Origin of the sequence: Candidatus Nitrospira nitrosa (assembly GCF_001458735.1) — a bacterium.
Classification (GTDB): Bacteria; Nitrospirota; Nitrospiria; order Nitrospirales; family Nitrospiraceae; genus Nitrospira_D; species Nitrospira_D nitrosa.
Window position 1 is genome coordinate 109,988 of the sequence record NZ_CZQA01000009.1, and the last position, 15,119, is coordinate 125,106.

At 51.0% G+C, this 15,119-nt stretch carries 12 protein-coding genes; all 12 read right to left on the bottom strand.

Annotation, left to right across the window (positions count from 1 at the left end):
• Nucleotides 1-34 precede the first annotated feature (34 nt).
• A complete protein-coding gene (locus COMA1_RS12690; protein ID WP_090749094.1) occupies nucleotides 35-1,156 on the bottom strand; it encodes an SGNH/GDSL hydrolase family protein in 1,122 nt (373 codons plus the stop codon).
• Between the two features lie 74 nt (nucleotides 1,157-1,230).
• A complete protein-coding gene (locus tag COMA1_RS12695) occupies nucleotides 1,231-2,175 on the bottom strand; it encodes a GNAT family N-acetyltransferase (protein ID WP_090749096.1) in 945 nt (314 codons plus the stop codon).
• 33 nt (nucleotides 2,176-2,208) lie between these two features.
• Entirely contained in the window at nucleotides 2,209-4,026 is a 1,818-nt protein-coding gene (locus tag COMA1_RS12700) for an asparagine synthase-related protein (protein WP_090749098.1), read from the bottom strand.
• 4 nt (nucleotides 4,027-4,030) lie between these two features.
• Entirely contained in the window at nucleotides 4,031-4,840 is an 810-nt protein-coding gene (locus COMA1_RS12705; RefSeq protein WP_176698036.1) for a ChbG/HpnK family deacetylase, read from the bottom strand.
• Nucleotides 4,837-5,895, bottom strand: coding sequence for a lipid II:glycine glycyltransferase FemX (locus COMA1_RS12710; protein ID WP_090749103.1), 1,059 nt, complete (start codon nucleotides 5,893-5,895; stop codon nucleotides 4,837-4,839). Before COMA1_RS12710 ends, COMA1_RS12705 begins: the two co-directional genes overlap by 4 nt.
• 55 nt (nucleotides 5,896-5,950) lie before the next feature.
• On the bottom strand, nucleotides 5,951-6,856 hold the full coding sequence (locus COMA1_RS12715) for a glycosyltransferase family 2 protein (RefSeq protein ID WP_090749105.1): 906 nt from the start codon (nucleotides 6,854-6,856) through the stop codon (nucleotides 5,951-5,953).
• A 12-nt stretch (nucleotides 6,857-6,868) separates the two neighbouring features.
• Nucleotides 6,869-8,536: a polysaccharide deacetylase family protein gene (locus tag COMA1_RS12720; protein ID WP_090749107.1), complete on the bottom strand. Its 1,668-nt coding sequence runs from the start codon at nucleotides 8,534-8,536 to the stop codon at nucleotides 6,869-6,871.
• 32 nt (nucleotides 8,537-8,568) lie between these two features.
• Entirely contained in the window at nucleotides 8,569-9,798 is a 1,230-nt protein-coding gene (locus COMA1_RS12725; protein WP_090749109.1) for a glycoside hydrolase family protein, read from the bottom strand.
• Between the two features lie 15 nt (nucleotides 9,799-9,813).
• Nucleotides 9,814-11,097: a glycosyltransferase family 4 protein gene (locus COMA1_RS12730; protein ID WP_090749112.1), complete on the bottom strand. Its 1,284-nt coding sequence runs from the start codon at nucleotides 11,095-11,097 to the stop codon at nucleotides 9,814-9,816.
• Nucleotides 11,098-11,141: 44 nt separating this feature from the next.
• Nucleotides 11,142-11,876 carry a Rossmann-fold NAD(P)-binding domain-containing protein gene (locus tag COMA1_RS12735; protein WP_090749114.1) on the bottom strand — a complete coding sequence of 245 codons (735 nt, stop codon included), beginning with the start codon at nucleotides 11,874-11,876 and terminating at the stop codon, nucleotides 11,142-11,144.
• Nucleotides 11,877-12,537: 661 nt separating this feature from the next.
• Nucleotides 12,538-13,434, bottom strand: a complete 897-nt coding sequence (locus COMA1_RS12745) for a glycosyltransferase family 2 protein (protein ID WP_090749119.1) — start codon at nucleotides 13,432-13,434, stop codon at nucleotides 12,538-12,540.
• Between the two features lie 152 nt (nucleotides 13,435-13,586).
• The gene (locus COMA1_RS12750; RefSeq protein ID WP_176698037.1) at nucleotides 13,587-15,110 is read right to left on the bottom strand and encodes a lipopolysaccharide biosynthesis protein; all 1,524 of its coding nucleotides are present in this window, start codon (nucleotides 15,108-15,110) and stop codon (nucleotides 13,587-13,589) included.
• Nucleotides 15,111-15,119 lie beyond the last annotated feature (9 nt).

A 15,119-nucleotide genomic window follows, 5' to 3' on the forward strand; every position in this document is an offset into this window, starting at 1 on the left:
CCAGCCTCCTTGCGACACCTGATAGTTCACCCGGTTACTTCGCAGAGTTAATGTACTGACTCACAGCCTCACCGATCACCCTATAGCCGTTTTTACTCGGGTGCATATCACGCGTGGTTTGCGCATAGAGTTGTCGGCTAACGGATTGTTTCAGCATCGGCAGTGGGTCCAGGTAGGCGATTCCGGCACTAGCGAGGAAGTCTGTCAGTGCACCCTTTACGGATCGTTCATTCGTAATCACCCGCATCAGCGCGTCATGCAAATGAAGTTGGGGGTCCCTTTCCAAGTACTCTGAAAACACGGTCTCCTTCGTGGGAATAATCACGACGAGAAAACGACATCCTTCGCTTTTGCACACTTGATCCATTTCCTTCAGCAGATGAAATGTGATGCGCATGCCTTCCCGTACAGGGCCACTTCGCTCATCCAGGCGTTCCGCGATACCAATTGGGCGAAAAGCCTCACGAATATTCTGCTCTTTGATGATAAGTGCGGTTGTATACGGATCGCTAATTTCCGTCACCTCTTTGAACCGAACACCTTCTTTCACCATGGCGAAGAGCGGCCCATGGAAGATCAACCGGTACACCATGCTATGTTCAGACAGCCAGTTTCTCAGCCCAGCCCCCCAAACGGGCGGCTCAGACGATCCCCATATGTTGGCATCGACCTTCTCCCATCTTTCTTGCCGCAAGTATGACCAATGCTCAAGGCCATAGGTCACCAAGAACGCGTTTTCAAAATCATCGCCCATATACAGACCGCATATGACCCATCGGGGATGAAGCGTGAGACCTTTAGCAGTGAGAAGATGGTAGTATTGGTTAGGACCATATCCGCCGAGGCCGAGGTTGTAGACATTCAACCCTGTTTGCCTGGCTGCGACTGCTGGCCAGGCGTCTTCCATGCCTGCCGTATTGCCATAAGTATGAGAATCCCCGATTGCTACAACTTCGGCTGCCGATGGGACTGTTTTGTTTCGAAATCCCCATGTGTCAAAGCCGGAAGTGTTGGGCGCTACTGTGATCCCTAGCACGCTATCCTGTACGACTCCAGCAGACAAAATGTCCGCGGGATTCAAGAGCAGCCTTGCGAGCACCTCGGACAGGAGGAGGCTCACTACAAGAGAGAGAACCAGAGCGACTGCTTTTACCATGATCTGCTATTTGTGATTGAATGAAGGAGCGGGGTCGACTAATGTGGATCTCAAACACTAGAGACTGATATCGATTAGTCTCTTAGACCGCGTCTGGAATACCACTCATCTCGAGCACGCACAAGGCGGCTTCGAAGCCAGTATGGGATAAGGTCCTTGAGAGTTTTGTGCAGGCCCAATTTGAGACAGAGATTACCTTTGAGAGTGAGCGGAACAAAATAACGTGGGACATCCATCCTGACAAAACCGTTCTCTCTCTTAAATCTAGTGAGCGAACTATCTATCTTGTTGCCATACACATAGCTTTCGTAAAGTAAGTACGGAATACTTTTTTCCGTGCAGAGTCTGACTGCTTCTGATAACAACGCATTGTTTGGCCGTCTTTCGCGATACTTCAGCTTCGATATGATCTGCATGATTGCAGCACTCTTCACGTCCCAAACAAGTTTCAAGTAGCCGATCATTTCCCCTTCAGCGTAGGCTGCCAGGAAAGTACTTCTTTCACGATAGGTTCCGTTTTCAGCCTCAACACGCCCAAAGTCCTTGCCGAAATGCCAGAATTGCCTTCCCGCTCTGACTGGTGACTCATTATAGATTGACATAATCCCGCGGACGTATTCGTCATCAAATGTCACCTGTTTCACAGTAACGCCTTTTTTTTCGCTCGCACGTATATTTCTTCGACTGGCAGACGAGATTTGCTTGCTGAACCATTCATCATATGACGAGAGGTGGATCACAGCCACATTGTCCGACTCCATATAAAATGGAAATCTAGGTTGGGTATCAGGAACACGCTGCGCAAAGGTGAAAAGGTCAGGCTTATACTCAACACCTTGTAATTCTGACAGCACGTGATACGGGTCCGGAAGACTAACCCCAGGAAGCCAATACTCATCGAATATCTCTGCGATATGTAAAAATTTGCCTTTTGTAATGATCGCCACATCATCCAGGTGGAATGCTGGTACCTCCTGCATCCTACCCTTGATACTTACCTCGTGTGTGGCGGTTAACATCGGATTCCTCCCCACAGTTGCCATGAGCAGATACTAGGGCTTATCAATAAGCACACGATGCAGAAGCTCGAGAGTAAGCATAACGTGAATCTCATTGGTATGATTTCGACTTCCGCTTAAATGTTCTTGAACAATAGCCTCGATTTGACTTCTTTGGACGTATGGTCGTGAGAGGGTGCGAGGATCCAGCAGGATCTGCCGAACGTAATCACTAAGGACATCTTGATACCACACCCGATAGTGGTTGAACTTGTGTCTTCCCAGAAACATTCGTTCTAGATGCAGGACAGATACGGCATGGTTGATCCGTGCCAGCCATTGAGGCATCCCATAGTCAAACGCGTATTCGGACTTTACAAGAACCTCTTCCCACTTTCGCAAACCTCTTCCGGCCATCCCCTTCCTACCCACACCGCGATCTGTAGGGATGTCTCGCAATACAGGGTTACCATTTGCGATCAGATTCAAGCACACATCGTAGGTAGCAAGAGCCGATTGAGGAGCACGAAACACAGTCTGAACAAGGTCGTTATCAAGATAGGGCGATCTGATGGACACTTGCGTCTCCTCGAGAGCCAACAGTCCATAGTGATGCCAGGGCGCCTGTTTAAAGACAGCAAACGATACGGGATGACCTAGAAGCAGTGAGTAATACGTCTCTTCTGCCTGGCTGAGGTAGGGAAGCACATCCTGGCTAAACAAACCTGGTACTGGTCGGTTCGGTTTAAAGGCTCGTACTCCCCGTAGTACTTCGCTACCGTAGTTCCCCGTCATCCTGACAGACGCGATTTCTCGGACTCGCTCATTGAGATAGAGATCGGACGCTCGCCGGACATCGGCACAGCCGTCTGTCAAATAGACTGCGCGTTCCGCATAGTGATGGAATCGCGAGAGGAAATCTTTTCCGACATCAATCACCTCGTACGGTTGCTCGCAAATACGAGCCACCTGTCGTGCTACCACAACATCCTGACAGTCACGATACATGCCGCCAAAGGTGTAACAGGGAAGCGTCCTTGGACGAGGCTTATGCCACGCCATAATCATGCGGGAATCAAGGCCACCGGTTAAGGACATGCCAATCGGTTCGTTCGATACGAAGTACCGTGAGAGTTTACTAATAAATATGTCCTGCAGTATTTGATAATAGGATTCCGGATCCAGTCTCTCCTGTTCTTCCCATTCTCTTGGTTGAAAATACGTCTCTTTGCATTCCACGGAGCCATTCTTTAGAGCCCACTTCGACCCACCAGGCAGCACCGCAATCCCCTCAAAAAGCGTTCGATTCTCTAATACACATCCGCATGTGACATACTCTCCGAAGGCACGAGGTTCTATCCTCCGAAGTTCAGGTCGCACAGCAAGAATGGCCTTGGCTTCAGCCGAAAAGTAGACTGCCTCTTTGGATTGGTGATAATAAAGCCGGTGCATTCCATACCGATCGTTAAACAGCGTAGTCGTTCCGCGCACCCGGTCTGCCAGGAGACCATGAAACCTCCCATTTAGCCCACAGGGGAAATTCGTCTCCGACTCGGCCCGTCGTACCAGATATGAGGATGGACTTGCCATGCCGCGAATCCCAGAGGGGCTCCTATCCTGATTGGACTCAGGATCGGAGAAGTCCTCTCCGGAAAAGATCAATGTGAGGTTGCCATCCGCATTTCTCAGAGGCATATCTTCCGAAAATGAGTTCCTTCTCGCTACCCACCCCACATAAAGCCCTAGAGATTCATCCACCCAAGTCCCAGCGATATAAAAACTCTCGTGCTGCAGACGCTCAACCATCAGCTTGAGTTGAACTTCCGCCCACTCACGAGACATTCTTGTGTGTAGTCCGACGATTCCTGGCATCGCCTCAAATCCCCTCGGATGACAACTGTGCCGTCACGACAGCAAATGGATGTACGATCACGTCTCTTTCAATTAAGTGCGCACCAACTGCTTCCCTCAGGAACGAATACTCATCATGATTAACTGGATGAGTTTCCACTTCGACCACAAAATTGCGAGATAACGAGAAAATCCGATCCAGGCGCTTTTGGGGCGTGATCGGAGCAAGCGAGAAAAAATAATCAGTGAGACGATGGCGTCTTTCCAGTCGACTATCGATCCACTGGCGATAGAGACGGTTTCCGAGGCTCTTTTCCTCCATCTCAAAGGAAAAATTTCTCCTGACGATAGTGTGCTGCGGCAATAAGCCCTGAACCAGCACGTTCGCACAGAGGTGCATGTGATGATGCCCGTCGATACGTGCCGGTGCCTCTCCATACAGACGATTATATTCATCAAGTTGCATCTTCACGACATAGTCAAATTGTTTGGTGAGTCCAGGATGAAACAGTACCTGCATGAAGCGGTGTCGCAAGAGGTATCTGGCGAGTCCTTCCTGGCTCTCTCTGAGTCTTGAGGAGCATTGTCTTGCCGAGAACCGCGTGGTCAGGTTGAGATGCAGGCCGGTATCAATTCCATGTTCATAAGTCATCGCGGCCGCTCGTTCGGAGTCATCCATAAACATCATGGCGCTCACGGCAGACACCGTTCCACAGCGTATGCAATCGAATGTCCGATCAGTCGTTGTGCGATCTCTTCCCCAATCATCGGCATTGATGATAAGCGCACCAGTCGTTCGAGGGGAATGATTCGCTTCGCAGATCGCTGGGATCACGTCAGGGCTCGACTTATTCGTCTTAATTTCTCTCCCATCGTCACACAGGCAAGACTCAGCCTGCTCTCGCATGAATCGAACCGGCCCAGAAAACTCACCGTTCGCCCTTTCTCACCAGCGAGATCTCTCTTGAACTTATACGTGCCGGCATTCGTCTCCGGGTTGATCCCGTTCAGATCATACTGCGTCACGTGAGCCTCTTTCAGTCTCTGGATCAACTTCCATTGGAGGAGATACGATCCTCTACGTTTCAACCCGACCGTCGTGGTCGCGCCAAACAGATACACTGCAGTAGAACCGATCGCGCTGCAAATGAGACCAGCGCAGTCTCCGTCATGAGAATGGCAGAGTATCAGCTGCATCTTATATTCGTTGGGCAAACACCGTTGCATGTCTCGAAATTCATGAATGTCGTTCGGTTCTTGAAACTGTTTTCTTGCGACCATCTCCTTGTACATATCGATGAATTTCTCAAACAGGTCATCCTCCCGCCCTTCAGTGATCTCAACGTCTTGCTTACCCGCTACTTTCAGCTCCCGCCGCCAGTGAGGGAGCAATCTCTCTTGGAGCTCATCGAGTGAAGGCGTCAGGTCCATAAGAATCGTTCGTGTCCGCCTCTCGTTGCTTGCTCGCACAAACCCTTCTTCCTCCAAAATCGGCAGGACCCATCCATCCTTTTCTTCAAACAGTGTCGGATACAAACGGACCAACAGGCCTCTGGTTCTGGCATACTCATTGCGCAAAGCCCGAATCGCCTGACGAAGCACCGCTGGGTCAGAATGCTCGTCCTTCAATTTCCATATGGGCCCCCACATCACATAGGCAATCCCCGCGCCGACCACCGGAGCCTTCGCGATTCGGCTTTGTGCCATCGCAACCACCCGTCCTTGTCGTTTCAGCAGGAGGTGGCTGATATTGCGATGTCCACTCCTAATCAGTCCGTACGCCCACGTCTGATAGATATTCGCGTCATCGAACTGATCGAGCAGTTGATACCACGTCGCTTCATCAACCTCGTCCACCTCGACGCTGTATCTCGCATCTAGTTCAGGCACGTTGTGTCTCCTCCAACCGATGCGTTTTCGCTCAACCGCGTCAGTGCTTGACGACCTACTCAGTTACATAGGGCTCGGCAACCGGGTTGATTCCGACCGCAGCCAGCAACTTCCCGAGATGGTCGCAGAGCCTTACCAGAAGACCCATGAGACGATCCTGCCCTATAAACAATGCAAACGGTATCGCAAGCACGTATAGAGGAATCGCCACGAGAGACTTCGCAATATCGCGTAACCCAAATGTCGGCATCATTCTTTCACTTGCGCCGCGCAGCAGTGCCCTTCTCAACATAAATGTCCGCTTCCAGCGCATCGGGGGGACTTCTTCATAGGCAACCGCTTCGTTACACCAGACAAAGCTATATCCTCTGCCAATCGCCCGACGAAAGAAGTCCTGGTCCTCTCCGTTCCGTAACAAAGGCTCGAAGGGCTGCTCCAACCCTGAAAACACATGCATCTTTAACAACACATTACCGGTTCTTCCTTTCCTCCAGTCGATCACGAATCCTGTCGGATAGGTCTGTCGTTCGTAAAACTTTCCCTTCACAACCCATCGTGGGGGTGTCTGATCGAAATGCGGCTTCACAGGACCTAAAGCACCGTCGACTTGATACTTTCGACAAGTTGCAAATAGCGTGAGTAGCCAGCATTTGATCGGAAACTCATCATCATCGATAAATGCGAGAAAGTCTCCGCTGGCGTGTCGAACCGCTCTATTCCGTGCACAGGCAATATTCTGTCGAGGCTCCACATGATAAGACAGGGGGAGGGCTGAAGCAGCTGAGAAGTCCTCTACTACCCCTCTTGCCGACTCGGCCTGATCATTATCAACAACCAGGATTGAGAAGGTGAATAATCCTCTAGTATCTTGAGCGTGGAGTTCCCCCAACAATCTCCTCAGTAGAGTGGGCCGTTTGAACGTGCAGACACACACGCAAAGATGTGGTAGAGCTTCAGACATGTCTTGTTATAGTCAGGAGTAGATACACGCAGGGGTGGTAGGTGCGACGCGCATGTGGTCGATCGTCAGTGTTGTATCGACGTATGGTGATCTCAAGCCTTCGGAGGATCCCTGAGGATTGTACACTCTTACTCTCAAGGGAGGGTCGCCATCATTGGTCTTGATGGCGACATTATTAAAGTCTACTTGCATGCCTCGGTCGCTCTTTCTGAACACAACGGAGCGACGATTCTGAAACCAGGTCACCGCACGAGTTGCGCTTGTACACCACGCTCCCTCCCCTTTGAGCGTATCGAGGAGCCTGGCATAAAACTCTCCCCACAGTCGTTCCGGGGCAAGGCTTCGATCGTGCCAATTGATCGTGATAGTTCCGCCATGCATATGCGCATGATCGATCAAAGCCTGTATTTGGCTCTCAGCCTCTCTCTCGCTCAAATTTAGATAATCGGGATAGAACAGTGCCGTATCCATGATGTGGAGCGGAAGTTCTAACAGAGTGGTCGCGCCTAATGGCTTGAACACTTGCGTAGTCCCGGCACGATACCCAATCGTATGGTTATAGCCAACGGTCGAATCATAGGCGAATCCCGCACGCTCAAGCTTCTCAGGAGAGTCGGCTGCAAAGTAGAGCCAGTGCATCCGTACTCCGACATGTGAAGAACCCGTCACGTGAACCACCTGTTCACGCTCCTGTATTCCTCTCGCGCTGTCGATCCACGCGTCGAGGCCATGAAGCCCGACTTCAGACCCTCGAGACACCAGAGTTCGTAGCTGGTCGACAAGCTCAATTCCCGCATAACTTGATGCTCGCTTTTGAGGAGCTAGGCCTTGGACCGTGCGTCCTGGATCATTCTTGAACGGCAAGACAAAGAAAGTGGATTCCGCTTCCTTTTCGATATCGCGATAGCGATCGAAGCGATGCCATAGATCTTCAACTATCTCCAAATACATGAGCGGGACTTTTGCCACCGCTGCCCAATTCGCCAGGAGATGACGAACAGGCATCCTACCTGTGAACGTCCTGCTCAAGGATCCAAAGATGGCTCGGTACAGAAAGCCGAACATGGTATGGTCCCAGCGGTGCCGTCTCATGAGCGGATGATCGACGTCGTGGGTCAAGCAGGCGATGAACCGGTAACCGGAGGGAACGGGCGGAATCTCCATGAGCGTCACCCCCGCACCGATGATGAGATCCCGGAGCACGGCAATGTGTGTCTCGAGTGTGGGAACACTCGCATGCTCGGTCGGCTGTCCGTCCAGGAACAAGGCCTTCACTTCTTGAAAGAGATCGTATCCTACCCGCGCTAGGGTTTGGTTCCCTGCCTGACTGAGAACTCCGACCATCTGATGCGAATTCTTGTCTTGTAAAAAACTCATCCCTTCAGCCTGAAGGGTACAGCTCTTGCCGTATAAGGGGAGACAACCGTTACGGTATAAAAGAACAGTCGGATGATGAGATGTCGTGCATTTGATCGAGAATTGCGTGTCAAGTCCGATTTCCTGACCGCCATATAGAACAAGTAGGTGCGTCTGATAGACTCGCCGGCTGGCATCCTCCCCCGCGACCAATACGACGTCATATTGTTCGTCAGGCCTGTACCACTCCCAGGGCGTCTTGAATAACTCAAAAAACTCTCGTGCTAATTCAAATTCACCTGCCTGAGCCACGACGCCAATCATGGTCGATGAAGAGCTTTCGATGGGGTTCAACTCTACTGAATCGTCGATGCTCGTCGGCAGAGCAATTGTGCAAGCGCTTTGAACATCGTGGCCTGTCCCCAATGAAGCATCGGGGTTCTTGCCATCATCAATGGGTACTGTCTGTAGTAAAAGTACCCTCGTCTATCCTGCATGTGATGGATCGTCCAGGATGCCACGAGCTGACTGAGCGACAAAGACTCCTGATCCTGATCCGATACGAATGCGAGCGTATCGATGGCTTGTGCGGCGCATTGAATATCGATGGGATAGGCTCGAGAATGATAGTATTTAGGTCTTCCGTTCAGCTCGAAGAAATTGGCTTTATAATAAGTCAGTCCCTGCTCGAAATTCCTCAGATAGGATCGGTCTCCTGTGGAATCGGCATAGTGCTTGAGCCCGTCCAAGTTATACCCAGTATGAAAATTGTCGATCCAGTGGTGCTCCGGAGTCTCCGCATACCACCACGATCCGTCAGGCCGCTGGCGAGAGCAACTATACTCCATAGCTTGACGCGCTACTCGTCTACATTCTTCACTCCCCGTATGCTTGGCCGTTCTGGCCAAAATCCCTCCCCCGAGCATATTGGCATTGTGGATGGAGCTCTGAACATGCGCCATGTAACTGATACAGTCTCCGGTCGCTGTCTGTTCTCGCGGAAGCTCTAGAATCCAATTACATGCGCTATCCGCCACTCGCAGGAGCCAGTCATGCCCGGTTACCTCAAATGCGTCGAGATATGCATGACCGATTAAGGCCGTCCATACGATAATGGGGTCCTCGTGCGTATATCGACCGGATCGCGATGCAAAGGAAAAATGATTGCTCCAGCTGTGATATGTGAACCGCTCGACTTTGTGCTGATCAAGCCACTCCAAGCAGTCGATCGCTTTGTCAAGATACTCTTGCCGCTTCGTCAACTGATAGAGCAGCACATACCCTGACGCCATATATCCACGCCCTTTGGTCGAGTCTTTTGGCTTCACTCCAAGCAGAGGACGCAGATTCATCGGAGACTGACGAATCAGTTGTTGGAGAAACCTGTCGCCCAAAAGCGACTTACATGTCAATGGTCGAAGCCAGGACGAGAGGCCGTCAAAGGGCTCATACCCACAATACCCTTGCCCCTCGACCCATTCCTGGACCGCAGACACGCTTTGCGTAATTTCCTCGAAAGAGATTGAATCCCTCTCACTGAAGCGGGTCAACGCCGTGTTAGAAGGTTTATCCACACGATCAATCATGGCGATTTCTCTCTCCTACCGACTCCGGACCAGTGCTGCCGTGAGGTTAAGTAACTTCTCTTTCTCTCTACTCCATACATGCTGCTGATAGATCGCTTGTCCACGTTTCGTGGTCTCGAGGGCTTCCATTGGGTGGGTAGCCACCCAGCTAAGTTTCATAGCGAGATCATTGGCATTACCTAACTCGAACAGCACCAACGAATCCTTATCAAAATACGCCTCGATGCCGTTTGCACGCGGAGCCACAACGGGCTTCCCCAACGCCAGATATTCAAAGATCCTCGTCGGAGTGTTGATTTCCGTAAACATGCTCCGCTTATTTGGGATAACTCCCACATCACATTGTGCAATAGCTTGCGCAAGCTCTTCCAACGTTCGAGGTCCCAGATATACAACGGCTTCCTCCAGCCCCTTCGCAGAAAGACTGTGCAATACGTCGTCCAAATATAAAGTCCGAGGACCGTATACCCTCAATTCCGCCTCTGGAACAGACTGCCTGACTTGCGCCAGCGCTTCTACGGCAAGATCGAGACCATTCCGCTCAACCAGGGTTCCGTGATACATGATTACGAACGGCTTCCCTATTCTTGAGACTGCCGCGTCATCGAGTTTCACAGGGGAATATCGGAAGATTTGTTCATTGGGGGTATTCATCACAACGGAGATCTTCGATGCCCCACCGCTTCTCAAAGCAAATAATTCCTCACAGGTCCGATTTACCGTGAGCACCATATCTGCGAAGGTGATACTCTGCTTCTCCAAGAATGCCATTAATCTCACTGCCCAGCTTTCTTTTCTCGTATTGAAGATTGTCATCATGAGCTCTGGCATAGGATCATGCAGATCCAGTATCACCTTGGTTCCGAACAATTTGGGGATCAGCGCCGCGAAGACCAACACATCAGGCATGTTGTGGATGTGGATGACGTCGTAGCGTCTGATTGGAAAGCGTAGCGTCAGCATGACGAATACGATGAGGATAAAAAGGCAATATTGAAACACGTAGCCAAACTTCGAATTTCTGGATTTTGCAATCTCTATTCGATCGATTCGTATCCCCTTGAATGTATCTTTCTTGGCAGCCTCCGCTTCTTTTAGGCAGATCACCTCGACGCTCATGCCAGCCTCGGCAAAGGCTTCGGCCGCTCTTCGAGGGCGAGGATCCCCAGGAAAAGCCGAAAACGACACAACCGCCATCCGTTTTCCGACTAGACCGGAGAATTCGGAATCGCTAAGTTTCTGAGCATCCACTCGCTCAGAAGGTGAGACCCGCTGTTTGGTTGATCCGAGGATGGCCATGTGGAGACTTCGTTACCGCATTCGACGGAACGCACAGACCGCGATCACTTGTTCCTATTCTCGCGATCAATTTTTTGTTGATTGGATGACTCGATCGCCTTCAAGAGATCCGACCGTTTTAGCTGGCTCAAGATTTCGATGTTGCTCATGACGCAATGTCCGCCAATGATACCTGGAAAATACTTTACGCGTGGGAAGAACGAGACTTCTTCATAGATCGAAACAATTTCGTCATACTTCAAACCGAATTGATCGCAATCTCTCTCGATTTCCTGCGCCCACGCGATGAGTAATCCAAAATAGGTGGTTTCTGTGAGCTTGGCCAGTTCGGTTGCCTCCGGTGAGCTGAGCACTCTCGTCTTCATCCCTGCTCCATGGAAATGTTCTGCAATGACGCGCGCGCTTTCGGCGTCGAGACCCCCTACGAACTTGTCATAATGTAAGAGATCCGCTGCCATGCGTATATGCTTGCCACGCACAGGGCTGTTGACGACCTTTGCACCGGCTCGATCTGCGATAGATCGTGTCGTGCCAATGGCGACCGTACTATTGAGAACGGTAACTTTGGGGTTGAATCGTTGAATGTACCGGATTGTTTCTCCCTCAAAATCCTGGATCCTAAATGGATAACAGACGTGCATAACATCAACATGGTCCGGCAAGTCAGGTGGAGGCGTGATGTCAATGCCCACTGTCTCATAGTGTTTCGACAGCACTTCAAGGAGAGGCTTGCCGATCTCGCCTAATCCTACGACCATCACCTTTCCGTTACTACTCATACCCCGTACTCCTCTCCTGATGAGTTGTTGATCACTGCACACGTTCCACGAATACAAGCCACCAGTGACAGGGGACCTGCAAATTCCGAAATTGTCCTGTTATGACAAACCACAAGGCAGTTCGCGTCGGAAGGTAGGCTCTCCTGAGAAAATATCCAGGCAACGGCACACGACTGTCACCTTCCTCATTTTCAGGACTGCCTGCAGAGAATTCGGCATCAATCCCTTCTATCCTCAACCGTACAGCGTAGAGTCGATGATATTTAAACCGATCAGGAATAACGAACAGCCCGTAGACATGGTGACGTCCTTTCCACGGCTGTATGACTACGTCCACTGCTTGAAATCTTGATTCTTGACCATGTCCCGGATCGACAGGGCTACAAGCAGTCAACGGTGGGTTCATCGGCCACATCATGGTCATGGCCATGACAGCGAACACCGGGGTACCACTGGCCCAGATTAATCTGCGCAGTACGCGGCTCATTACGCCGTGTTACACCAATCCGGCTAGGATTATCCTGTTATCGTCATAGAACTCTTCTACAATGCCTGTGCTGTATCCAACCTTGAACGTTTTGATCCGATGAGGCCTGAGCCGGTATCATATTCAGAGTTTAAAAACGGTGGCTTCGCTGATACAACAGGCTCCTCCTTCTCCTCACTTCGAAGGTAGCATGGTTATTCGAGTGAATAGCTTGCGAAACATATCACGCAGCCTTTGCATCTGCTCCCGTTGATGAAAGGCGATGAGGTCGCGGCCGATCGGTCTGTTGGCTCTGGTGACGACCCCCCAGATGAAACCTGCGAGTAAGGCTACACCTCCCAGCACATACGGCTTACTTCTCATCTGGAGGCAGGACCGGAACACTTGCCAAAGCAGATGGCCACCAAGGTAGTAGTCCTGCTTGCCTAAGTTATACCAAGCTCCCAGTTTACCGCTGGAGGCCGTACCCATAGCCCTGTGGTGTCTGCACACCCGCTCAGTGAAAGTTCTTGTCTTCCATCCCTTCATTCTTGCCGTAGTTACAGCAACCCAATCGATTCCACCACCTTGAATCGCTTGGTAGCCACCGATGTCTTCAAAGCAATCCCGACGAAAGAGTTGACAGGCTCCGGAAACATGATGCCTGCTCGTAAATCGATAATCATACGATTCCGCCCCTTCCACAAAGGGAGTGCCGGCTACTCCCAACCGCCAGTCATCGGCAAACTTTGTGAGAAGGAATTCCACGTAGTCTGGCTCAAACGTAATATCGGCATCCAAGTTCCCAATCACATCGTACGTAACCCCGGCGAGCCGTTGATAACCTGCATTGAAACAATGAACCTTGCCGGCAAAATGCCGCTCCCTCCTTTCAGGCATTCGTACAAGTTCGATCCATGATTCTATCTGGATATACCGTTTGACAATTTCGTCGGTACCGTCTGTTGAGCCGTCACTCACAATGACCCATTTGGCCGGCCGGATGGTCTGAGTTATAAGTGAATTGATTACCTGCTCGATAAATTGGGCTTCGTTCCTTGCAGGTGTAATCAATACATATTGAAGCATCATCTCTTAGTCTTCCACAATGGCGGACGGTTCAGCCTAACGTCCCGCTCATTCTCTTTCCAGAATTAGGAACAGGCCAGTGTACATGGCAATACATAGCTTGATAACCAATGAATTTCAGCTTTACGAATGTGTAAACCAAGAGGCATGACTTCTTAATGGGCAGTGCTCAACCCCAACATCCGTGACAGCCGATTGGGTAAAAGATCCGAGAGCAGTCGCTTTGCTACGTCCATCGGTTTGGTCATTCTGAACATTCCCACCGTGATCAAGGCGTAGGCGGTGACACAGACTACAATAAGTGCCGCCATGCGCTGGATAGAGGAAAGGTCGGACAAATAAAATGTCCGAAGTGTAAATCCTACTCCTTCGGCGATCAGTGCTCCGATCAATGGAGGGACAATGGCAGGCATCAACTCCCGCAGGCCTATTTGAAGCGGCTGCCCGGCATAGACAATGGCCGGTACAAACAGAATATACGTACAAATACCGTAGGAAAGCGCAACTCCCATCGCACCGAATGGAATCCCACATAAGACGGCTACGATTTGAACAAGACAACTGAGAAGTCCCCACCGCATCCAGCGATCCGGTCGGCCCGCTGCCACATGCAGCCAACCCAGCGTACGTTCAATGACTTGTGCGGGACCGCGAAGTGCAAAGAGGACGAGAAGTGTGCTGGCACCGACCCATTTATTGCCCAACAGCAACACGATCAGATCCTGACCGATTACGGCCAAAATGACGAATGCCAGTGTGGCGAAAAACGTCAAGGACGAGAGTGCCGTTGCCCAAGCTCGTCTCAGCTCCTCCACATTGTCTCTCAACCTGCTGAGAGTTGCGACGGCAACGGAATGCAGTGGAAGGGTCACGACAGTCAGAGCATTCTCATATACCGTCGCGGCGTTATGATACAAACCCAGTTCTCGTGCTCCGACTGTATAACCAAGACCGACGCGGTCCGCCGCTTTCGCCAAATAGTCCGTGGTTGTGAACCCGGTAATGTTGAGGCCGAACTTCACCGTCTCTTTGACTCCCTTTGAGAGCACCGGCCATCCAGGAAGCCACCGACAGGTGGACCAGATCAGGATGAGCATCACGCAAGCGGTGACGAGCGGCCGAAGAACGAGTGCCCAATAGCCACTGCCGGAGAGGCCCATTCCGATCGCTACGGCTGCCCCAAGAATGTTGGCTGCCACTTCGATCAACGCGACCTTTTGAAACATCAACTGTCTGCGAAGTAATGCCGCATGCTGACAAGAGAGCGCGGTGATAACAAACGTCAGGCCCCAGAACTGAGCAATTCTTATCAATCGTTCTTCGTGATAGAACTCGCCGATCAGCGGAGCTGCAGCTAGTACCACAGCGGTAAACAAGGCGCCTAGTCCCGTCGTCAACCAGAACAAGGTGCTCAATTCTTCCTGGGTAATCTGAGGTCTTTGTACCGCAGCATCCCTTGTTCCCAGGTCCATCAATACATTGGCGAATCCCGTCAGAGCGGATACCATCGCAACGAGTCCAAAATCTTCTGGTACGAGAAGACGAGCCAAACATATCGTGGTTCCTATCTGCACGGCCGTGTTCGTAGCCTGTGCCAGGATGGAAATTGCCCCACTGTGTAATGATTTCTTGGAAAACTCGCTCTTCTCCAGCTTCTCTTCCTGTAGGTGCGCCGACAAATCCAACCT

Coding starts and splice junctions, on each gene's coding strand:
- COMA1_RS12695 (WP_090749096.1), bottom strand. CDS start 2,175: ATGTTAACCGCCACACACGAGGTAAGTATCAAGGGTAGGATGCAGGAG.
- COMA1_RS12735 (WP_090749114.1), bottom strand. CDS start 11,876: ATGAGTAGTAACGGAAAGGTGATGGTCGTAGGATTAGGCGAGATCGGC.
- COMA1_RS12715 (WP_090749105.1), bottom strand. CDS start 6,856: ATGTCTGAAGCTCTACCACATCTTTGCGTGTGTGTCTGCACGTTCAAA.
- COMA1_RS12690 (WP_090749094.1), bottom strand. CDS start 1,156: ATGGTAAAAGCAGTCGCTCTGGTTCTCTCTCTTGTAGTGAGCCTCCTC.
- COMA1_RS12730 (WP_090749112.1), bottom strand. CDS start 11,097: ATGGCCATCCTCGGATCAACCAAACAGCGGGTCTCACCTTCTGAGCGA.
- COMA1_RS12700 (WP_090749098.1), bottom strand. CDS start 4,026: ATGCCAGGAATCGTCGGACTACACACAAGAATGTCTCGTGAGTGGGCG.
- COMA1_RS12720 (WP_090749107.1), bottom strand. CDS start 8,536: ATGATTGGCGTCGTGGCTCAGGCAGGTGAATTTGAATTAGCACGAGAG.
- COMA1_RS12745 (WP_090749119.1), bottom strand. CDS start 13,434: ATGATGCTTCAATATGTATTGATTACACCTGCAAGGAACGAAGCCCAA.
- COMA1_RS12725 (WP_090749109.1), bottom strand. CDS start 9,798: ATGATTGATCGTGTGGATAAACCTTCTAACACGGCGTTGACCCGCTTC.